The 20,579-nt window shown below is 71.6% G+C and carries 18 protein-coding genes and 1 pseudogene; 13 read left to right on the top strand and 6 right to left on the bottom strand.

Annotated elements, in window-relative coordinates:
* Positions 1-34: 34 nt before the first annotated feature.
* Together NMN56_RS08270 and NMN56_RS08265 are read right to left on the bottom strand one after the other, a co-directional pair.
* The gene (locus NMN56_RS08270; RefSeq protein WP_274044345.1) at positions 35-1,492 is read right to left on the bottom strand and encodes an aldehyde dehydrogenase family protein; all 1,458 of its coding nucleotides are present in this window, start codon (positions 1,490-1,492) and stop codon (positions 35-37) included.
* Positions 1,493-1,588: 96 nt separating this feature from the next.
* Positions 1,589-2,428, bottom strand: coding sequence for a helix-turn-helix domain-containing protein (locus NMN56_RS08265; protein WP_274044346.1), 840 nt, complete (start codon positions 2,426-2,428; stop codon positions 1,589-1,591).
* A gap of 345 nt (positions 2,429-2,773) precedes the next feature.
* On the opposite strand from NMN56_RS08265, the gene NMN56_RS08260 reads away from it, so the two are divergent.
* Complete coding sequence (locus NMN56_RS08260; protein WP_274044347.1) at positions 2,774-3,331, top strand: ATP-binding protein; 558 nt, start codon at positions 2,774-2,776, stop codon at positions 3,329-3,331.
* 83 nt (positions 3,332-3,414) lie between these two features.
* On the opposite strand, the gene NMN56_RS08255 is transcribed toward NMN56_RS08260, so the two are convergent.
* Positions 3,415-3,654, bottom strand: coding sequence for a DUF397 domain-containing protein (locus NMN56_RS08255; RefSeq protein ID WP_274044348.1), 240 nt, complete (start codon positions 3,652-3,654; stop codon positions 3,415-3,417).
* Between the two features lie 334 nt (positions 3,655-3,988).
* Here NMN56_RS08255 and NMN56_RS08250 point away from each other — a divergent pair, with 334 nt between their 5' ends.
* Positions 3,989-5,890: an ABC transporter ATP-binding protein gene (locus NMN56_RS08250; protein ID WP_274044349.1), complete on the top strand. Its 1,902-nt coding sequence runs from the start codon at positions 3,989-3,991 to the stop codon at positions 5,888-5,890.
* A 150-nt stretch (positions 5,891-6,040) separates the two neighbouring features.
* Entirely contained in the window at positions 6,041-7,063 is a 1,023-nt protein-coding gene (locus NMN56_RS08245; protein ID WP_274044350.1) for a rod shape-determining protein, read from the top strand.
* Between the two features lie 91 nt (positions 7,064-7,154).
* Here NMN56_RS08245 and NMN56_RS08240 read toward each other — a convergent pair whose 3' ends face one another.
* Positions 7,155-7,625 carry a Crp/Fnr family transcriptional regulator gene (locus tag NMN56_RS08240; protein WP_274044351.1) on the bottom strand — a complete coding sequence of 157 codons (471 nt, stop codon included), beginning with the start codon at positions 7,623-7,625 and terminating at the stop codon, positions 7,155-7,157.
* A 186-nt stretch (positions 7,626-7,811) separates the two neighbouring features.
* Here NMN56_RS08240 and NMN56_RS08235 point away from each other — a divergent pair, with 186 nt between their 5' ends.
* The 9 genes and pseudogenes from NMN56_RS08235 to NMN56_RS08195 all read left to right on the top strand — a co-directional run bounded on the left by NMN56_RS08235 (position 7,812) and on the right by NMN56_RS08195 (position 16,679).
* Complete coding sequence (locus NMN56_RS08235; protein ID WP_274044352.1) at positions 7,812-8,096, top strand: DUF2277 domain-containing protein; 285 nt, start codon at positions 7,812-7,814, stop codon at positions 8,094-8,096.
* 92 nt (positions 8,097-8,188) lie between these two features.
* On the top strand, positions 8,189-8,599 hold the full coding sequence (locus NMN56_RS08230) for a hypothetical protein (protein WP_274044353.1): 411 nt from the start codon (positions 8,189-8,191) through the stop codon (positions 8,597-8,599).
* A 328-nt stretch (positions 8,600-8,927) separates the two neighbouring features.
* A complete protein-coding gene (secD, locus tag NMN56_RS08225) occupies positions 8,928-11,261 on the top strand; it encodes a protein translocase subunit SecD (RefSeq protein ID WP_274044538.1) in 2,334 nt (777 codons plus the stop codon).
* A gap of 661 nt (positions 11,262-11,922) precedes the next feature.
* Positions 11,923-12,228, top strand: coding sequence for an urease subunit gamma (locus tag NMN56_RS08220; protein ID WP_274044354.1), 306 nt, complete (start codon positions 11,923-11,925; stop codon positions 12,226-12,228).
* Positions 12,225-12,503, top strand: a complete 279-nt coding sequence (gene ureB / locus NMN56_RS08215) for an urease subunit beta (protein ID WP_274044355.1) — start codon at positions 12,225-12,227, stop codon at positions 12,501-12,503. The genes NMN56_RS08220 and ureB overlap by 4 nt, the downstream gene beginning before the upstream one ends.
* A complete protein-coding gene (locus NMN56_RS08210; protein ID WP_274044356.1) occupies positions 12,491-14,212 on the top strand; it encodes an urease subunit alpha in 1,722 nt (573 codons plus the stop codon). Before ureB ends, NMN56_RS08210 begins: the two co-directional genes overlap by 13 nt.
* 91 nt (positions 14,213-14,303) lie before the next feature.
* A complete protein-coding gene (locus NMN56_RS08205) occupies positions 14,304-15,011 on the top strand; it encodes an urease accessory protein UreF (protein WP_274044357.1) in 708 nt (235 codons plus the stop codon).
* Between the two features lie 76 nt (positions 15,012-15,087).
* Positions 15,088-15,735, top strand: a pseudogene (gene ureG / locus NMN56_RS08200) (urease accessory protein UreG); the annotation flags it as partial.
* Positions 15,736-15,923: 188 nt separating this feature from the next.
* A complete protein-coding gene (locus tag NMN56_RS08195; protein WP_274044358.1) occupies positions 15,924-16,679 on the top strand; it encodes an urease accessory protein UreD in 756 nt (251 codons plus the stop codon).
* 92 nt (positions 16,680-16,771) lie between these two features.
* Here the strand turns inward: NMN56_RS08195 and NMN56_RS08190 are convergent, their stop codons facing one another.
* Together NMN56_RS08190 and NMN56_RS08185 are read right to left on the bottom strand one after the other, a co-directional pair.
* The gene (locus tag NMN56_RS08190; protein ID WP_430542506.1) at positions 16,772-17,326 is read right to left on the bottom strand and encodes a MarR family winged helix-turn-helix transcriptional regulator; all 555 of its coding nucleotides are present in this window, start codon (positions 17,324-17,326) and stop codon (positions 16,772-16,774) included.
* A gap of 73 nt (positions 17,327-17,399) precedes the next feature.
* Entirely contained in the window at positions 17,400-19,295 is a 1,896-nt protein-coding gene (locus NMN56_RS08185) for an FUSC family protein (RefSeq protein ID WP_430542500.1), read from the bottom strand.
* A 279-nt stretch (positions 19,296-19,574) separates the two neighbouring features.
* Here NMN56_RS08185 and NMN56_RS08180 point away from each other — a divergent pair, with 279 nt between their 5' ends.
* Positions 19,575-20,453, top strand: a complete 879-nt coding sequence (locus tag NMN56_RS08180; protein WP_274044359.1) for a sigma-70 family RNA polymerase sigma factor — start codon at positions 19,575-19,577, stop codon at positions 20,451-20,453.
* The last annotated feature ends 126 nt before the right edge of the window (positions 20,454-20,579 follow it).

Raw genomic sequence — 20,579 nt, 5'->3', positions numbered from 1 at the left:
GTCAGGTTCTGTCCTCAAGCCCCAACCGGATTCCTCAGAAGGGGAATTCGCTCCGGCCGCGCTGGATGGAGATCCACTTGGTGGTGGTGAACGCCTCGACGACCTGCGTGCCGTTGAGCCTGCCGAGGCCGGAGTGCTTCTCACCGCCGAAGGGCACCAGCGGCTCGTCGGCGACGGTCGAGTCGTTGACGTGCACCATGCCCGTCTCGATACGGCGCGCGACGGCGATACCGCGTTCGATGTCCCGGCTGTGGACGGCGCCGGCGAGGCCGTAGGGCGTGTCGTTGGCGACGCGTACGGCCTCTTCCTCGCCGTCGACGGGGATGATCAGCGCGACGGGCCCGAAGATCTCCTCGCGCAACAGCGGTGAGGAGGGGGGCAGTCCGGTGAGCACGCTGGGCGAGACGAGGTTGCCCTCGGCGCTGCCGTGCAGGAGCGCGGTGGCCCCGCCGGCGACGGCCTGTTCCACGAGCGCGGTGACGCGTTCGGCCTGGCGCGAGTTGATCAGCGGGCCGATGTGCGTCGCGGGGTCCTCGGGGTCACCGACGACGAGTGCGGCGACCCGGGCCACGAACTTCTCGGTGAACTCCCGCTCCAGGCCGCGGTCCACGATGATCCGGTTGGCCGCCATGCACAGCTGGCCCTGGTTGACGTAGCGGCTGAAGACGGCGGCGTCGACGGCGTAGTCCACATCGGCGTCGTCCAGCACGAGCAGCGCGCTGTTGGCGCCGAGCTGGAGTATGGTCCGCTTGAAGTTGCGTGCGGCGACGGTGGCCACATGGCGGCCGACGCGGTCGGAGCCCGTGAACGAGAGGACCTTGGGGATCGGGTGCTCGATGAGCGCGTCACCGATCTCGGCGCTGTCGGTGATCACGACGTTCACCAGACCGGGCGGCAGCCCGGCCTTCTCCAGCACCTTCGCGATCAGCGTTCCCCCGCACACCGGCGTCGACTGGTGCGGCTTGAGCACCACGGCGTTGCCCAGCGCGAGCGCGGGCGCCACGGACTTCACGGCCAGCAGGAAGGGATAGTTGAACGGGGATATGACGCCGACGACACCGACCGGGCTGCGGTAGACGCGGTTCTCCTTGCCCTCGACGGCCGACGGCAGGATCTCGCCCAGGGTGTACAGGGAGAGCTGGAGCGCCTCGCGGAAGAACTCCTTGACCATGTGGATCTCGAAGGCCGCCTTGAGCCGGGTGCCGCCCAGCTCGGCGATGATCGCCTCGGTGATCTGCGGCTCGCTGTCCTCGATGACGCGGATCGCGCGCTCGAAGACGCGCCTGCGCGCGTACGGATTGGTCGCGGCCCACTCACGCTGGGCTCTGCCGGCCGCGTGGTACGCCTGATCCACCTCGTCGACCGTGGCCACGGTGATGGAGGCGAGCTTCTCGCCGTTGTACGGATTGAAGTCGATGATGTCCCAGGAACCCGTCCCGGGACGCCACTCGCCGTCTATGCACTGGAGTGCCAGATCCGTGAAGTAGGACATGCCATTCCTTCTGGGGGGGCGGAAGGAGCCTTCGTTGTGGAAAGAACCTTCAGGTGGTGGAAGGAGATGCTGATGGCACGTCATCGTACCGGGGAGTCACCTGAGTTGGCGGATTCTGTGAAGGTGATCGCGGCTGGCTGAGGGGGACAGGGCGATATCGACCAGCCGCTCCAGCACCTGGTCGTACTGCCCCACCTCGTCCCGCTTGTCGAGGTAGAGCGCGCTGGTGAGCTGCTCCAGGTACACCACGTCGTTCAGGTCGGACTCGGGAAAGCGCAGCAGGGTGAAGGCGCCGCTCTCGGCCGCGTGACCGCCGGACTCGAACGGGACGACCTGGAGCGTGACGTTGGGGCGCTCGGAGATCTCGGCGAGGTGCTTGAGCTGGCCGTCCATGATGGTGTCGCTGCCGAAAGGGCGGCGCAGCGCGGCCTCGTCGAGGACACAGAGAAGGTCAGGAGCGTTCTCGCCGAGGAGCAGCTTCTGGCGCTCCAGGCGCAGCGCCACCCGGCGCTCGACCTCGTCCTCGGGTACCGCGGTCTTGTGCCCCGCTGTGACGACAGCGTGTGCGTAGTCGTCCGTCTGCAGCAGACCGTGCACGAACTGGACCTCGTAGGTACTGATATGGGAGGCGGCGCCCTCCAGTCCTACGTAGGTCTGGAACCAACCGGGAAGCACATCGCTGTAGTTGTGCCACCAGCCGGCGATGCTGGAGTCACGGGCGAGGGCGAGGAGCGGCTCACGTTCGGCGTCTTCCGTCACGCCGTACAGGGTGAGCAGGTCTTCGACGTCCCGCGCCTTGAAACTCACGCGCCCCAGCTCCATCCGGCTGATTTTGGATTCGGAAGCACGAATCGAATAACCGGCCGCCTCCCGGGTGACCCCGCGCGCCTCACGGAGCCTCCGCAGCTGGGACCCGAGCAGGATTCTGCGAACCATGGACCCGCTGGAACTGCTCACCCCCTTCGCGCCTCCGGTGACGCGATTTGCCGGTTCTGTAACCATTTCGATCAGCCCTCCACCCCTGCTTGAAGGGAAGTGTGCCATCTTTGCGCTCCGTTGCGTGCCCGACCGATTACACACGATCGAAAGTATCGCGTGCACGTGCATCTGCCCTTGCATCTGCTGTGGGCATTGGGAACCATGGGGATCGCACAAGTGCACCCAGTGCCATGTCAGTTGACGGGTACGCGGAGCACTTTGGCGCCCGCGCCAGGCGGGGGAGCACAGCCGACAGGATCCACACAGGATCATCACTGCCGCTAACGCCAGGAGTGGCCCGTCATGGGGACCGAGGGATCAACGGTGCTGGAGCCCTTATGGCAGGGCCTCCCCATGCTGGACGCCGCCTCCGTGTCCGGTTCCGCCTCCTGTGCGCTGCCGCCGCGCTACGAAGCGGTCAAGAGCGCCCGGGACTTCACCCGCAGAACGCTCCAACGCTGGGAGATCACCGAGGAATTCGATGACGTGGCGCTGGTTGTCTCCGAATTGGTGACCAATGCCATGCGGCACGGCCTGACCCCCGGCGCCGATCACGGGGCGGCGTCGGGGGACGAGGGCGACCCGCCTGTCAGGCTGCATCTGATGCGCTGGTCCGCCCGGCTGGTGTGTGCCGTACGTGACCCCAGCAGCAAGCCGCCGGACACCACGGCCGTGACTGCCGCTCCGGCGGCGGAGGACGACGGAACCGCCGATTTCGCGGAACTGGCGGGCTTCGCCGCCGAGTCGGGCAGAGGACTGTGCCTCGTCGACTCCTTCAGCGACAACTGGGGCTGGCACCCGCTCTCGGGGCCGCTGGCCGGGAAAATCGTGTGGGCGCTCTTCCGGCTCCGGCCGGTATGAGCGCCCTGGGTTCGCCGCGAGCGGCGGACCGACAGACAGGTCCGGGGTCTCCGGGAAGCGTCCGTGGCCGCGGCCCGGCGTAGTCAGTCGCGTATCAGGTAGTCGAACTCTCCGTCCTTGATGCCGAGCAGCATCGCCTCCATTTCCGCGGGGGTGTAGACGAGTGCGGGTCCGTCGGGGAAGCGCGAGTTGCGCACGGCGACGTCTCCGTCCGGCAGCTTGGCGAACTCGACGCAGGTTCCCTGCGAGTTGCTGTGCCGGCTCTTTCGCCACGAGACCCCCTGGAGGTCCCTGGCGGCCATGCCGTTGTACGCGTGAGGCACTTGGATCTCCCGGACTAGTCAGGTGTGGGGGTGCGGGCTGAGCAGTCGGAAAACTGTCAACTGCCCGGGATCATAACCGCGTTCACGTGCTCATGCATGTGCCGATGCACGTGCACGACGGCCTGTCGTGAGGCCATCACAGCCGGTCAAAGCGGGTAGCGCACTGCTCTGCGGTCGTCACGCGGGGTCTTGGACGGCGACCGCGTGAGAGGCGTTCCGCCCCTCTCCACCCCCGGGGACGCAGGAGACACCCCGTCCACCTGTCCGGGCCGTCTTCCGCGCCGCACGGTCACACTGTTGACTTAAATCTCACTTCAAGTTCTACCTTCCCGGTATGAGCATGGAGATGACCGCGTGGAACGCGCTCTACAACTCGAAGCACACCTACCAGGACCAGCATCCGTTCGACGTGGCAACGGTCCGCCGCATCTACCGCTTCGCCCACCGCCACCACCGGAAGCTGGTCGCGTTCCTGCTGCTCAGCAGCGTGCTCGCGGCCCTGACCGTCGCCACCCCGCTGCTCGCCGGGCGCGTGGTGAACGCCATCGTGCGGGGCGACGCCGCCGGCACCGTCCTCTGGCTCGCCGGGATCATCGCGCTCATCGCCGTCACCGAGGCCGGCGTCGGCGTGCTCGCCCGCTGGCTCTCGGCCCGCGTCGGCGAGGGCCTCATCCTCGACCTGCGTACCGCGGTCTACGACCACGTGCAGCGGATGCCCGTCGCCTTCTTCACCCGCACCCGCACAGGCGCCCTCGTCAGCCGCCTCAACAACGATGTGATCGGCGCCCAGCGGGCCTTCAGCAGCACCCTGTCCGAGGTCTTCGGCAACCTCGTCACGCTGCTGCTCACGCTCGTCGTGATGATCAACCTCTCCTGGCAGATCACCCTCATCGCCCTCGCGCTGCTCCCCGTCTTCGTGCTGCCCGCACGGAAGATGGGCGCACGGCTGGCCCGCCTGGAGCGTGAACGGGCCAACCACAACGCGATGATGAGCACCCAGATGACCGAGCGCTTCTCCGCGCCCGGCGCCACCCTCGTCAAGCTCTTCGGCCGGCCGCGCGAGGAGTCGGCCGCCTTCGCGCAACGGGCCGACCGTGTACGGGACATCGGGGTACGCACCGCGATGGTGCAGGAGGTCTTCTTCACCGCGCTGACCCTCGTCGCAGCGCTCGCCCTCGCCGTCGTCTACGGCCTCGGCGGCTTCTACGCCCTGCGCGGCAGCCTGGAGCCCGGCGCCGTCGTGTCCCTCGCACTGCTCCTCACCCGGCTCTACGCACCCCTGACCGCACTGGCCAGCGCACGCGTCGAGGTGATGAGCGCGCTCGTCAGCTTCCAGCGGGTCTTCGAGGTGCTCGACCTCAAGCCGCTCATCGAGGAGAAGGAGGACGCCGAGGAGCTGCCCGAAGGGCCGGTCTCCATCGAGTTCGACGACGTCCGCTTCAGCTACCCCTCGGCCGACAAGGTCTCCCTCGCCTCGCTGGAAGAGGTCGCCACCCTCGACACCCGGGGCGGTGAAGAGGTGCTGCACGGCATCTCGTTCCGCGCAGAGCCCGGCCAGATGGTCGCGCTCGTCGGCTCCTCCGGCGCGGGCAAGTCCACGCTCGCCGCCCTCGCGCCCCGGCTCTACGACGTCGACAGCGGCGCCGTGCGCCTCGGCGGCAAGGACGTACGCGACGTGAGCGCGGCCGGGCTGCGCCGCACGCTCGGCATGGTCACCCAGGACGGGCACCTCTTCCACGACACCATCCGGGCCAACCTGCTGCTGCCCCGCCCGGAGGCCACCGACGACGAACTGTGGGCCGCGCTGCGCAGGGCGCGGCTCGACGGGCTCGTCGCCTCGCTGCCCGACGGCCTCGACACCCTCGTCGGCGAGCGCGGCTACCGCCTCTCCGGCGGCGAGCGCCAGCGGCTGACGATCGCGCGGCTGCTGCTGGCTCAGCCCTGTGTCGTCCTGCTCGACGAGGCGACTGCGCATCTGGACTCCACCTCGGAGGCCGCCGTGCAGGAGGCGCTGGGCGAGGCGCTGGAGGGCCGTACGTCCCTCGTGATCGCGCACCGGCTCTCGACCGTACGGGCAGCCGACCTGATCCTCGTCATGGAAGAGGGCCGCATCGTGGAACAGGGCACGCACGCCGAACTCCTCGCGCGCGGCGGGCGGTACGAGGAGCTGCACCGTACGCAGTTCAGCGAGGGCGAGGGCGGCAAGGGCGAACCGAGCCCGGTGGCGCTCGCCTGACACCTCCTCAACAGGCCCCGGTACGGCCCCTCTCACCCGCCCGGGCCACTCCGGCGCGCGCGCCCGTCCTGAACGGCACACGCTGAGCAGTGGACCGTCCGGCGGACGGTCCACAGGCCGTCACCGCCTCCCGGGAAGGACCCGCGCGCCATGAGCTCCAGCCTTGAGGACCTGATCCGCTGCTCCATCGCCGTAGATCTGGGCGCGGCCAGGACCCGCGTCCAGGTGAAGGGGGCGGGGCTCATCGTCGACGAGCCGTCCGTCGTCGCCGTGAACACCAGCACGGGCGCCCTCATCGCCGTCGGCGAGGCGGCGGCCCGGATGGCCGGGAGGACCCCGCAGCACATCCGGGTCGTCAGGCCCGTCTCGGGCGGCACCGTCGTGGACATCGACATGGCGCGGCGCATGCTCAGGGCGCTCGTCGGGGAGAAGCTGCAGGGCCTGCGGCGGCGCAGGGTGCTGCTGCGCGCCGTGGCCACCATCCCGCACGACGCCGACCCGTTGGCACGCCGGGCCACCGTGGAGACGCTGACCGGTGTGGGCGCGCGCCGCGTGGAGCTGGTGGACACCCCGACGGCGGCCGGTATCGGCTGCGGGCTGCCCGTCGAACGCCCCGAGGCCGCGATGATCCTGGTCTGCGGCGCCGCCACCACCCAGGTCGCCGTGCTCTCGCTGGGCTCGATCGTCGCCGCGGGAACGGTCGGCCTGGGCGGCGACACCATTCACCACGCGGTCGTGGAGTACGTACGCAACCGGCACGAACTGCTCCTGCCCAACCAGGCCGTACGCCCCCTGCACCTGGCGCTGACCGGGGGCGTGGACGTCGCCGACAGAGCCGAGGTGCTCGGGCGGGACGTGGTGACGGGGCTCGCGCGCACGGTCTGCATCGACCCTGACGACGTACGCACCGCCATCCAGCCCCCGCTGACAGGACTCACCGACACCATCCGCTCGGTGCTGCACCGCTGCCCGCCCGACCTGGTGGCCGACCTCGCCCAGCGCGGCATGGTGCTGACCGGCGGCAGCGCGCTGCTGCCGGGCCTGGACGAGCGGCTGCGGGACGCCACCGGCATGTCCGTGCACCTGGCGGAGCAGCCCGAGCTGAGCGCCGTGAACGGGCTCGCGGCGATGATGGCGGGCCGGATCAGCCCGTTCACGGCCCGCACGCGCTGACGGACGGACGGACGGGGCTGGCGGGCGGGAGCGGGGTCGGACCGAAGGGCTCTGCTCGGTCCGCTCCGGGCGGTCAGACCGCTCCGGGCGGTCAGACGGCTCCGGGCGTGTGGTCCCTCGGTGCGTACGGGCCGAAGAGGTCGATCAGCCGGGCGCGTGAGCGCTGGAGCCTGTCGCCGATGGTGGAGGCGACGGCGCGGGTGAGGGTGAGCCCGAGTTCCAGGTCCTCGTCGCACAGCACGCGTACGGACTTGGCGTCGAACTCCAGGGCGCGCACCGGGCTCTCCGCCTGTGCGCCCAGCGTCCACACGTAGGGCTTGAACATCCAGTGCCAGCCCAGCAGTTCGCCGTGCCTGACGTGGTCGATGACGACATCCCTGTGCCCCGGCACATGCATGTCGAGCGTGGCCGACCCGGTGTGCAGGATCCAGAAGCGGTCGGCCCTGCCGCCCTCCTCGAAGATCCGGTCACCGGCGTCGAACGACACCTCATGCCCCAGCGCGCGCAACCGTTCACGCTGCTCCGGTGTCAGCTCACCGAGCAGCCCCGAGATCGTCTGCATGGCCCGCCTCCCTTCACACCACCGGTACGCCCGCGAGCGCACGGTTCCGGGTGGGTGCGTAAGCGACATATACGCACGTCACGGCAGTTTCATGGTACTCCTCGTCACCCGAACGGGCGCACGGGACAAGCGCCGGGGCCGTCGCTGGGCTCCCCTCTCACGCGGCGTGAACGTACCGTCGGCGGTATGTGCAGAAGCATCAGGACGCTGCGTCCGCCCTACGCCGAATCCGTCACCGAGGACGAGGTGCGCGCAGCCGCGCTCCAGTACGTCCGCAAGGTCTCCGGATTCCGGCAGCCGGCCGCCCACAACGCCGCCGCCTTCGACCTGGCCGTCGAGCGGATCACGGCCGCGACCGAGGAGCTGCTGGACGCGCTCGTCGTACGCGGTGGAAGCGGCGGAGGCAGCGGAGGCGGCGGTGAGGGCGAGGGCGGCGAGGTCAGGACCCGAACGGGGGCCGACCGCGACTGACCCGTAGCGCGCGGGTCATCTAGGGTGAGCCGTCACGACCGGCCCTGGTACCGGAGCGACTACCGCGGAGAAGGCGGAGAAGGGGGAGCCGGATGCGTCAGCGTCTGCGGCGTTCACTCTCCGTGTTTCTCGCCCTCGTCTGGGGCACGCTTCTGCTGCTCGCCGGCGCGGCGTCCGGAGCCTCGGGTGCCGGTGCGGCGCACGCGCCGGTCAACGCCACGGCGGCCAGCGGCTCCCAGCAGGGCGGGCACGCACGCCAGACACACTCCCGCCAGGAGCTGCGGCGCACGGTCGCCGCGCAGGACGCGACGGCCACGGCCCCCCATGAGGTGCGGCCCCCGGCGCACCCCGCACACCCGCCCGCGCTGCTTGCCGCCGCGCACGGTGCCCCGCCCGTGCTGGCGGGCCGGGCGGCCGTCACCCCCCGCCAGGAGCGGGCACCGCCCCGCCCCGCACACTCCCCGCGCGCTCCGCGCGGGCCTCCTTCCACGCCGAGCAGTTGACGAGCCCCTTGCCTGCTCACTGCCGGTGAACCGGACGTCACGCTGACGGCTTGCCCCGCTTCCGCCGGGCTCCACTCGCGCCGTCACGCGCCGTCGCACGGCGCTGCGGTGGACCTTTCTCTCCGCCGCGCGCTTCACCGCCCCTGTGCAGGCAGCCCCTGTTCTCGCGCGCACGTGCCGCTGCTGTGCTGCCCGTGGCGCGCTCTGTTCACGTGGAGCCGTCTTGTCCCGTACACCGAGTACATCCCGTCCTTCCCGTAGGTCCGGAGCATCAGGAAAGGCCGGTAAGCCGGGGGTTTCCCGTACCCCGAAACGTTCGCGCGCGCCGCTGTGGCGGGCGCTGGTGGCGTTCGCCGTGGTGGGCGTCTCCCTCTTCTTCGCCCTGACGACCCCGGCCCGGCTGGGGCTCGACCTCAAGGGCGGTACGCAGATCGTGCTGGAGACCAAGGACGCGCCCGGGATCAAGGCCGACGGGTCAGCGACCGACCGGGCGCTGGAGGTGCTGCGGCAGCGCGTGGACGCGCTGGGCGTCGCCGAGCCCTCGCTGTCGCGGTCCGGCGAGAACCGGATCGTGGTCGAGCTGCCCGGCGTCCAGGACCCGCGCGAGGCCGCCGAAGTGATCGGCCGCACGGCCCAGTTGACCTTTCACCCGGTGGAGGGGGTGACGGCACCCGGCGAGAAGGCCGGGGAGAAGGGCGACAAGAAGAAGGGGGACAAGGGAGAGAAGGGGAAGGGCGAGGACGACTCGAAGGTGCTGCCCGATCCGGACGCGAAGGGCGTCTCCCTGCGCCTGGCGCCGTCCGCGCTCACGGGCGAGGGCGTCAAGGACGCGAAGCCGGAGTTCGACAACCAGACGGGCGCCGGCTGGAGCATCACCGTCGACTTCAAGGGCGGGGCGGGCGACAAGTGGGCGAAGCTCACGGGTGAGGCCGCGTGCCAGCCGTCGGGGGACCAGAAGCGGCGGGTGGCGATCGTGCTGGACGACCGGATCATTTCGGCGCCCAACATCCAGGACGACGTGGCGTGCGGCACCGGTATCGCCGGTGGCTCCACGCAGATCACGGGCAACTTCAGCGACGAGGAGGCCCACGACCTCGCGGCCCTGGTCAAGGGCGGGGCCCTGCCGGTGCCCGTCGACGTGGTGGAGCAGCAGACGGTCGGCCCCGCGCTGGGCGCCGACGCGATCAAGGCGAGCGCGCAGGCCGCGATCATCGGCCTGCTGTGCACCGGCCTGTTCGTGATCGTGGTCTACCGCCTGCTGGGCGCGCTCGCGACCGTCGCGCTGGCCCTGTACGGGCTGATCTCGTACGCGGCGATCGTCGCGATCGGGGCCACGCTCACCCTGCCGGGGCTGGCCGGTTTCGTGCTGGCGATCGGGATGGCGGTGGACGCGAACGTCCTTGTGTTCGAGCGGGCCCGCGAGGAGTACACGCGGCCCAGCCTGCGTGACCGCAGCAGGGATCTGCGCAAGCCGCTGCGTACGGGCTTCCAGCAGGCGTACAGCGCGGTCATCGACTCGAACGTGACGACGCTGCTGGCCGCAGGACTGCTCTTCTTCTTCGCGACGGGCCCGGTCAAGGGCTTCGGCGTGACCCTCTCCCTCGGCGTGCTGGCCTCGATGGTCTCGGCGCTGGTCATCACGCGCGTCCTCGCGGACTTCGCGGTGGGGCGCCGCTTCGTGGAACGGCGGCCGAAGCTGACGGGCATGGCCGGCGCCTCGCGCGTACGGGCGTGGCTGGCCGAACGCAGGCCGCGGCTGGCACACAGGCCCGGGCTGTGGCTCGGCGTGATGTCCGGGATCGTGCTGGCAGCGCTCGCCGGAATCGGGCTGCGCGGGCTGGAGTTCGGCGTGGAGTTCACCGGCGGACGGCTGGTGGAGTACACCACCAGCCAGCAGGTGGATGTGGACAGGGCGCGCGAGATCGTCACGGACGCGGGCTTCCCGCGCGCCGTCGTCCAGGAGTCGGGGGACGACGGGATCACCGTACGGACGGAGAAGCTGACCAACGACCAGCAGGAGAGCATCCGTACCGACCTGGAGTCGGTGGGCGGTGAGGTGAAGGTCGAGCGGGACGAGCTCGTGGGCCCGAGCCTGGGCAGCGAGCTGCGCGACAAGGCGCTGATCGCGCTCTGCATCGCGGTGGCCGCGCAACTCGTCTACTTGAGCATCCGCTTCCGCTGGACGATGGCGACGGCGGCCGTGGTGGCGATGATGCAGGACGTGCTGCTGGTGGTCGGGCTGTTCGCGTGGCTGGGCAAGCCGGTGGACAGCGTGTTCCTGGCGGCGCTGCTGACGGTCATCGGGTACTCGGTGAACGACACCGTCGTCGTCTTCGACCGCCTGCGCGGGATGCGCCGCGCGGCCGGTTCCGCCGCACCGCCCCTGCCCGACCTCGCGGACTCGGCGATCCTGCGGACGCTGCCGCGCACCATCAACACCGGTATGGGCGCGATGTTCATCCTGGCAGCGCTGGCGGTGCTGGGCGGCGACTCGCTGACGGACTTCTCCGTCGCACTGCTCGCCGGCGTCACGGTGGGCATGGCCTCGACGGTGTTCTCCGCGACACCGCTGGCGGTGCTCCTGGAACGGTGGAAGCCGGAACAGCAACGGGAGCCGTCGGAGAAGAAGAAGGACCCGAAGGGGACGGGCGCGGTGGTGTGAGCCGCCGCGTGATTGAGCCGCCGCGTGTGGTGAGCGCCGCCGTGTGGTGCACCGCCTCGTGCGGTGAGCCGCCCCGTGCGGTGAGCGCCGCCATGTGGCGAGCCGCCCCGTGCGGTGAGCGCGGCGGGGCGTGAGCCGCGCCGCGTGGTGTGCCGCGCCGTGGTGCCACTGCGGTGGCATGGCCGCAGCGGGGCGCTGTCGTAGCGCGGCGCCATGGCGTGAGGCGCCGCGGTGCGGGCGCTGTCGTAGTGGGCGCCGTGGCGTGAGGCGCCGCGGTGCGGGCGCCGTCGTAGCGCCACGCCGGGATGCGGCCACGGTGCGGCCCGGCGCGGTGTGGGCAGGGCGGCTCGGGCCGTGGCCTGGGCTGAGGGCGCGGAAGGGCGCGGAAGGCCGAGGTGGAGGGCCACGGCGCGGCGGCGCGGCAGGCGGGATACGTGGCAGGCGGCGGCGCGGCGGCAGGCGGCATGCGCAGCTGGCGGCATGGCCAACTCTTTACCTTGGCCTTTCACGCCCTTTGCCCGTATTTAGACGGTCATAACGCTAAAAACGGACTTCTTGCGGCGCGAACCAACTTGCCGCGACACATCGGGCGGAGCTATAAGAGAGACGTCTTTCGTGGTCACGGAAAATACTTCGCCGACCACTTCCGTGGAGGTTTCCCATGCTGCTGACTCCGTCCGACACGGAGAAATTGCTGTTGAGCGTCGCCGGAATGGTGGCAAGGGACAGGCTGTCTCGCGGAGTCCGGCTGAACTACCCGGAGGCCGTCGCTCTGCTCTCCTGCTGGGCGATCGAGCGCGCCCGCGAGGGCGAGCTGTCCGTCACGGATCTGATGACGCGCGGCAGGACGGTGCTGAGCCGGGACGACGTTCTCGACGGCATCCCCAAAATGCTGCATGACGTGCAGGTCGAGGCCACATTCCCGGACGGGCGCAAGCTGGTCACGATCACGGAGCCGATCCCGTGATCCCCGGCGAGATCCGGACGGGCACCGGCTCCGTCACCCTCAACCCCGGGCGGCGTACCCGCTCCCTCACGGTCGTCAACACCGGCGACCGCCCCGTGCAGATCGGCAGCCATCTGCATCTGCCGGATGCGAATCCGGCCCTGGAATTCGACCGGGAATCCGCTCGTGGGTTTCGGCTCAACAATCCTTCCGGAACCTCCCTGCGTTTTGAGCCCGGCGTGGACATGGAGGTCATTATCGTGGAATTCGGAGGCAGCCGGAATTGGTTGAGCTGAACAGAAGTGCCTACGCGGCGCTGTACGGCCCGACCGCCGGTGACCAGATCCGGCTCGGCGACACCGACCTGTGGATCGAGGTCGAGGAGGACCTCTGCGGCGGCGAGTTCGCCGGGAACGAAGCGGTCTTCGGCGGCGGCAAGTCGATCCGCGAGGGCATGGCCCAGGCCCCCACCCCGCGCTCCGAGGGCGCGCTCGACCTCGTGATCACCAACGCCGTCGTCCTCGACCACTGGGGCGTCATCAAGGCCGACGTCGGCGTGCGCGACGGCCGGATCGTCGCGCTCGGCCGGTCCGGCAACCCCGAGGTCTCCGACGCTGTGCACCCAGGGCTGGTGATCGGGCCCGGCACCGACGTCGTCTCCGGCGAGGGCCGCATCCTGACGGCCGGCGCCGTCGACACCCACGTCCACATCCTGATCCCCGGCACCCTGCACGAGGCCCTGGCCACCGGCACCACCACCGTCATCGGCGGCGGTACGGGCCCCACCGAGGGCTCCAAGGCCACGACCGTCACGCCGGGCGCCCGCCATCTGGCGATGATGCACAGGGCGCTGGACCATCTGCCGCTCAACGTACTGCTGTTCGCCAAGGGCAGCGCCCGTGGTCCGGCGGGAGACCGCGCGCTGGGCGAGGAGGCGCTCGCGGGCGCGGGCGGCTACAAGGTGCACGAGGACTGGGGCGCCACCCCGCACGCCATCGACACGGCGCTGCGCGCCGCCGACGCGTACGGGCTCCAGGTCGCGCTGCACGCCGACAGCCTCAACGAGGCCGGTTACGTCGAACGCACCCTGGACGCCATCGCGGGGCGGGGCATCCACGTCTTCCACGCCGAGGGCGCGGGCGGCGGGCACGCGCCGGACATCATCACCGTCGCCTCGCACCCCAACGTGCTGCCCGCCTCCACCAACCCGACGCTGCCGCACACCGTCAACACCGTCGCCGAACACCTCGACATGCTGATGGTCTGCCACCACCTCAACCCGCGCGTCCCCGAGGACCTGGCGTTCGCCGAGTCCCGCATCCGGGCCTCGACCATCGCGGCTGAGGACGTGCTGCACGACCTGGGCGCGCTGTCCATCACCTCGTCCGACGCGCAGGCCATGGGCAGGATCGGCGAGGTCATCAGCCGTACGTGGCAGGTCGCGCATGTGATGAAGGCACGCAACGGCGCACTGCCCGGCGGCCTGCGTGCCGACAACGAGCGCGCACGGCGCTACGTCGCCAAGTACACGATCAACCCGGCCGTCGCCCACGGTGTCGACCACGTCGTCGGCTCCGTCGAACCCGGCAAGCTGGCCGATCTGGTGCTGTGGGACCCGGCGTTCTTCGGTATCAGGCCCTCGGCCGTCCTCAAGGGCGGCATGATCGTGCACGCGCCCGTCGGCGACGCGAACGCGGCGATCCCCACCACCCAGCCCGTTCTGCTGCGCCCCTCGGCGGCTGCCGCAGCGGGCCCGCACCTGTCCGTCAGCTTCGTCTCGCCCGCGGCCCTGGATGACGGGCTCGCCGAACACCTCGGCCTGGTACGGGAGTTGATGCCCGTACGGTCCACGCGCGGGCTCACCAAGGCCGATATGCGCAACAACACCGCGACGCCCGTCATCGACGTCGACCCCGAGACCTTCGACATCCGCGTCGACGGCGAACTCGTGCGGCCCGAACCCGTCCGGGAGGTACCGCTCGCGCAGCGGTACAGCATGTTCTGATGGCCGCGCTCGCAGCCGCTCCCCGCAGAGTGCCGGTGGCCGCACGTCCGGTCGGCCCTCTCGTACGCGTGACCGCGCCGCTGGTCGCGCCATGATCGCAGGAGCCGGGCGGCTCGCCGCGCTGCTGCTGGCGGACGGGAGGCTTCCGGTCGGCTCGTACGCGTACAGCGCGGGCCTGGAACCCGCCGTCGCTGCCGGGCTGCGCCGCGAGGAGATCCCGGCGCTGCTGCGGGCGAGGGTGCGCACCGTGTGCGTGACGGAGGCGGCGGCAGCGGTGCTCGCGGCGCGCACGGCCGCCGCTCCCGGGCCGGGAGGAGCCATCGACTACGGCCCCGTACAGCGCGCGCTCGCTGCCCGTACGCCCGCTGCGCCCCTGCGGGCCGCCGGGGCCGCGCTGGGCCGGGGAGTGCACCGCCTCGCGCGACGGCTCGCGCCGGGCCACCCGGCGATCACGGCACTGGAAACGGCGGTGCTGCCGGGCCCGCCCGTGCTGCGCCCGCTGCGGCCCGTGGTGACGGGCGCGCTGGCGGCCGTGCTCGGTGTCGAGGCGGCCGAGCTGGCCCGCACCGTGATCTACGACGACCTCCAGGCCGTCGCCTCGGCCGCGCTCAAGCTGCTGCCCGGCGACCCGCTCGACTCGGCCGCCTGGCTCGTCGAGGCAGCGCCCGGCGTGGAGGCGGCGGTCGCCGAGGCCGTCGCCGTGAGCGACCCCGCCGGGCTCCCGGCCCGCTCGGCGCCCCTCGTCGAACAGTGGGCGCTGGCACACGAACGAACAGAACGGAGACTCTTCCTTGCGTAACTCACCCAGCTCCTCCCCCCACTCCTCCCCCAACTCGACCGAGTCGACCGACAACGGCACCGCACCTCGCACACCCCTGCGCCTCGGCGTCGCGGGGCCCGTGGGCACCGGCAAGAGCTCGATCCTGGCCACGCTCTGCCGCGAGCTGGCGGGCGAGCTGTCCATGGCCGTCGTCACCAACGACATCTACACCGACGAGGACGCGCGCTTCCTGCGCTCGGCCGGTGTCCTGCCGACCGAGCGCATCCGCGCCGTGGAGACAGGCGCCTGCCCGCACACCGCGATCCGGGACGACGTGAGCGTGAACCTGGACGCCGTCGAGGACATGGAGGAGGCGTACGGGCCGCTCGATCTGATCCTCATCGAGAGCGGCGGCGACAACCTCACGGCCACCTTCAGCCCGGCGCTGGTCGACGCGCAGATCTTCTGCCTCGACGTCGCGGGCGGCGGCGACGTGGCACGCAAGGGCGGTCCCGGTATCTCGGGCGCCGACCTGCTGGTGATCAACAAGACGGACCTCGCGCCGTACGTCGAGGTCGACGTGGAACGCATGGTCGAGGACGCGCGCGGCGCCCGCTCAGGGCTGCCCGTGCTCGCGCTCTCCCGGAAGGACGCACCCTCCGTCACCGAACTCGCCGCCTGGGTACGGTCGCTGCTCGCGCGCCACCGCGAGGGCAGCCACACCCCCGTTGACCCGGGCCCGATGGCACCGCACAGCCACGCGGGGGAGGACGGGCACGTTCACGACGAAGGCGGGCACGTTCACGACGAAGGCGGGCACGTTCACGGCGAGGACGGGCACGGGCACGAAGAAGGCGAGTCCGGCCACGGCCACGGTGAGACGGGCGGGCGCGGCGGCGGCCTCGCGCACGGTGCGGCGCACGGCCACACGCACGGCCACGCGCACCCCTGATGGAACCCCTGAGCGAGCCGGGAGAGCCGGGAGAGCCGAGCGAGCCGACCGTCATCGCCGTCGAGCGCGACGGTGACCGGCACGTCGCGCGCGAACTGGCCACCGGCACCTTCCTGGCACCGCGCCCCGTGGCCTCGCAGCCCGGTGTGCTGCGGCTCGCGCTCGTCGGCACCCGCGCCGGGCTCCTCGCCGGGGACGCGCTCGATCTGCGGGTGACCGTCGGGCCCGGTGCACGGCTCGAACTCATCGAACCGGCCGGGCTCGTCGCCTACGACCACCGCGGCGGCGCCGCGACCTGGTCGGCCACCGTCACGCTCGGCGAGGGCGCGCGGCTGTGCTGGGCCGCGCGCCCGTTCGTCGTCTCCTCCGGCGCCCGCGTGCACCGCTCCGTCGAGGCGGACCTCGCGCGGGGCGCCGGGATGCTCTGGCGCGAACTGCTGGTGCTGGGCCGCTCGGGCGAGCGCGGCGGCGCCGTACGCACGGTGACCCGTGCCTCGTACGACGGCGCCGAACTCCTCGTGGAGGACCTGGACTTCAGCGATCCGGGCGAACGCGAGCTGCCCGGCATCCTGCACGGGGCACGGTTCCTCGGCTCGGTGACCCACTTCGGCACCGAGCGTCCCGGGGACCCGGACGACCCGTATCTCACGCGGCTCGCCGGCCCCGGAGCCCTCGTACGCCACCTCGGCCCCTCGGCGCCTCCCCTGGAGTCCGCGCTCGACGGCGCCTGGACCGCCTGGCACGACTGCCCGTAACGGCACAGGGGCCGGTGGAGCGCCGGGACGGACCGGGACGACGCGAGACTGGGGCGACGCGGGACCGGGACGGCTACCGGGGCCCGGGACGGCTACCTGGGACGCTGAGCGCCCACCCTCCCTTCGAGCAGCAGCAGCAAGTCGCCGAGTGCGTCGGCGATTTCCTCGTGCCGGCCCGGCTTCAGGCCGTCCAGCAGCGACTTCTCGTAGGCCAGCTGTTCCGGCATCAGGCGGTCGATCAGCTCGCGGCCCCCGGGGGTGAGCGACAGGTGCGCGACCCTGCGGTCACGGGTGCCGGGCCGCCGTTCCACCAGGCCCTTCTCCTCCAGCAGCCGCACCCGCTTGGTGACGGCGGCACCCGAGGCGAAGGTCTCGCGCGCGATCTGTCCCGGGGTCAGCTCCTGGTCCTCGCGGCGCAGTGTCCCCAGGATGTCGAACTCCGCGCGTGAGAAGCCCTCGTGGGCCAGTGGCGCGTCCGACGCCTGTTGCAGGAGCGCGGCACAGCGGTTGATGCGCCCGATCACCGCCATGGGTTCCGTGTCGAGGTCGGGCCTCACCCGCTGCCACTGGGTCAGGACCCGCTCGACGATGTCCCTGCCACTTCCGGCACCTCCGGCGGCCTTGCCGGATCCGGTGTCCTCGGGCACGTGCTGCCCCTCTCGGCCGTGCTCTTGTCTCCCGTTCACCGCTCAATTCTGCCGTCCGGCACCCGGACGGGTTTCACCCCGTCGTCACTCGGGCGCCGAGCGTGTGTGCGAGACGGGTCAGCGCCTGGTGGCCCTCGCGTTCGGCCACGGCGACGCGCTCCTCCGGCAGTGCCCGCTGCCACCACTCGCCCGAGGCGGTCTCCATGGCCTCGCGCAGTTCGCCGAGGGCCGCGATCAGCCGGTCCCTGGAGAGGCACGCGCGCTGACGCGGTACGTCCGGCGAGCCCGTGGCCAGCGCCGCCTCGTCGCGCGCGTGCGCCACCCGTGCGAGGGCGGCGTCGATACGGCCCGCCGCGCGCCTGTTGGTGACCAGCAGGCACACGAGCACCCCGACGGCAGCGCCCAGCACCGTGTCGATGAGCCGGTCCCCCATCAGCTCCCCCGCCGGGTGGTCGGCGCCGAACTCGCTGAGCAGCAGCGCCATGGGCGTCACACACACGCTGCCCAGCCAGTAGTTACGGGGCATGAGAGCCTCGGCGCCGATCACGAGGACGAAGGCGAGCAGAACCATGGCGAGCGGGCCGAGGCCGATGACCGGGAGGAGCAGCGCGAAGACGAGCAGTCCCAGGAGGTTGCCGAGGGTGCGCTGTACGGCGCGCTGCCAGGACAGCGAGGTATTGGCCTGGAAGACGGAGGCGGCCGTGACCACGGCCCAGTAGGGGTGGCCGACCCCGGCGGCGAGCGACGCCCACCCGGCCAGCGCACACCCTGCGGCGACCCGCAGCCCGAGCGGGCGCAGCGGCGAGCCGGGCTCGCGCAGGCGGTGCAGTACGTAGGAGCGGCGCGCGGGAAAGGCGGGCCGGTTACGCGCGAGGCGCCCGCCCTCCACCGCCACGCCGGGCCCGGACCGCGCGGTGGCACACCCGGCCCCGCGTGCCGGGCCTGGCCCGCGTTCGAAGGTGTGCGCTGCCCCGCGCTCGACGGCGTGCCCCGCCTCCCGGCCGACGTTGTGCCCCGCCTCCCCCGCGGCTCCGGCCTCGCGTTCGACGGCGACCCCGGCCAGTTCCTCGGCCTGGGCGGGGGTGAGCTGTACGGAGGGCAGCGGGGCGCCGGCGCGCAGTCCGCGCGCCCACCCGAGCAGCAGCTCCGCCTCTCCGGACGCTTCAGCTCCGGTTGCCCCGCTGCTCAGCGCCGACTCGGCCCGTACGAGCAGGCGTTCCAGGCCGGCGCGGGAGACGGCGGCGGCCGTCGAGCGGCCGGAGACGAGAAACAGGGTGTGCCAGGCGGCGTTGACGGCCGCCGCCGTCCCGCTCCTGGCGGCCCGGTCGGCCCGCGCACCTGCGGCGCCGTCCCCCACGGGCGTACGCAGCAGGCGGGCTGCGGCCTCCAACGCGCGTGCGGTGGCGATGCGTTCGGGGCCGCGCGGGCGCACCAGCGCCGGTGCCATGCAGATGAGCCAGGCCAGCGCCCCGCCCAGGAGCGCGAGGCCGGTGTGGAAGGGCACGTCGGCCAGGTGCTGCGGGGAGAAGAACGAACTGGCCGCGAGGAACGTGAAGATGAGGTTGCCCGGCGGGCCGATACGCGTGGCGTCGCACGCCACCTTGTGCACGGCGGCGAGCAGCGAGGCCAGGAGCACCAGCAGTGCGGCCGAGTCGACGAGCGCAGCGGCCGTCAGTGCCACGGCGACACTCGCGACCATCCCCAGGACGACCCAGACCAGGGTCCGTGCCCGCGCGGCGTAGGGGAATCCGTGCGCGTACAGCGCGCACATCGATCCTGCCGTCACGTACAGGATGAGGTCCGTCCTGCCGAGCGCGAGCAGCACCAGGTCGGGAAGGACGACGGCGAGCGCAGCGCTGAAGGCGGGCTTGTGCCAGGCATCGCCGCCACCGCGCAGCCGTACGGCGCCGCGTACGGGCAGAGGCGGACGGGGGTGCCGTGCCAGGGCGTGCCGCCGGGTTTTCTTCACTCGTAAAAGGTTAACAGATGTTTCACGCGTGAACTTTCCCTCCCGAAGCGCACGCCGCAACCCCCGAAGCACCCCGCCACCTGCAACCTGCCACCGCACGCCGCCGCACCCGGGCACACGCAGGCACGAGCACAGGCACGGGCACGGGCACAGGCACGGGCACGGGCACGGGCAGGCACAGGCACAGGCACGGCGCACCGCAACGCACGCCCTCTGTGTCACATTCCTCGCGTCCCACGCGTCATTTCAGTGACGGACGGCGAACGGAGAAGGTGACCGATGGACCCACACGACTTCCTAGCGGGCCGGTTCGAGGAGCACAGGGGCCGGCTGCGCGGCGTGGCCTACCGCATGCTGGGCTCCGTCAGCGAGGCCGAGGACGCGGTCCAGGAGACCTGGATACGGCTCGGCCGCAGCGACGCCGACGAGGTGGAGAACCTGGGCGGCTGGCTGACGACGGTCCTCAGCCGCGTCTGCCTCGACCTGCTGCGCTCGCGTGCCTCCCGCGCCGAGGAGCCGCTGGAGACCCGTACGCATGTGCCGGACCCGCTGGTCGGCGCGCTGGAGGACTCCGACCCCGAGGAGCAGGCGCTGCTGGCCGACTCGGTCGGGCTCGCGCTGCTCGTCGTGCTGGAGACGCTCACACCCGCCGAGCGCCTCGCCTTCGTGCTGCACGACACCTTCGCCGTACCGTTCGACGACATCGCGCCGATGCTCGGCCGCACCCCTGCCGCGACCCGCCAGCTCGCCAGCAGGGCCAGACGGCGGGTGCGGGGCGTGGGCACGATGCCCGACCCCGACCGGCAGCGCCGGGTGGTCGACGCCTTTCTCGCGGCCTCGCGCTCCGGCGACTTCGAGGCACTGCTCGGGCTGCTCGACCCGGAGGTCACGCTCCGCGCCGACACCGGGGCCGCCGACTCCTCCTGCCTCATCAGGGGAGCGCGTGCGGTGGCGAATCAGGCGTTCTCCTTCCAGCGCATGGCAGTACACGCGCGTCCCGCGCTGGTCAACGGGGTGCCGGGGGTGCTCACCGTCGTGGCGGGACGGGCCATGTCCGTCATGGACTTCACCGTCGGACCGCACGGCATCACCGAGCTGAACATCCTCGCCGACCCCGACCGCCTGGCCCGTCTGAACCACCTGTCGGACGTGCCATGAACGCGGGCCGGCGAGCAAGCACGCAGAGGCGAGGGCGAGCAGGCGGGCCCGTCACACGCACGCGGGGGCGCCCCGGGACAGGCCCGGGGCGCCCCTTCCACTACCCCCCACCGGGGTGGCTTGTGC

It is taken from the genome of Streptomyces iconiensis, assembly GCF_028657195.3.
Taxonomy (GTDB): Bacteria; Actinomycetota; Actinomycetes; order Streptomycetales; family Streptomycetaceae; genus Streptomyces; species Streptomyces iconiensis.
The sequence above is the reverse complement of the archived record's forward strand: the minus strand, read 5'-3'. Positions and strand labels throughout refer to the sequence as shown.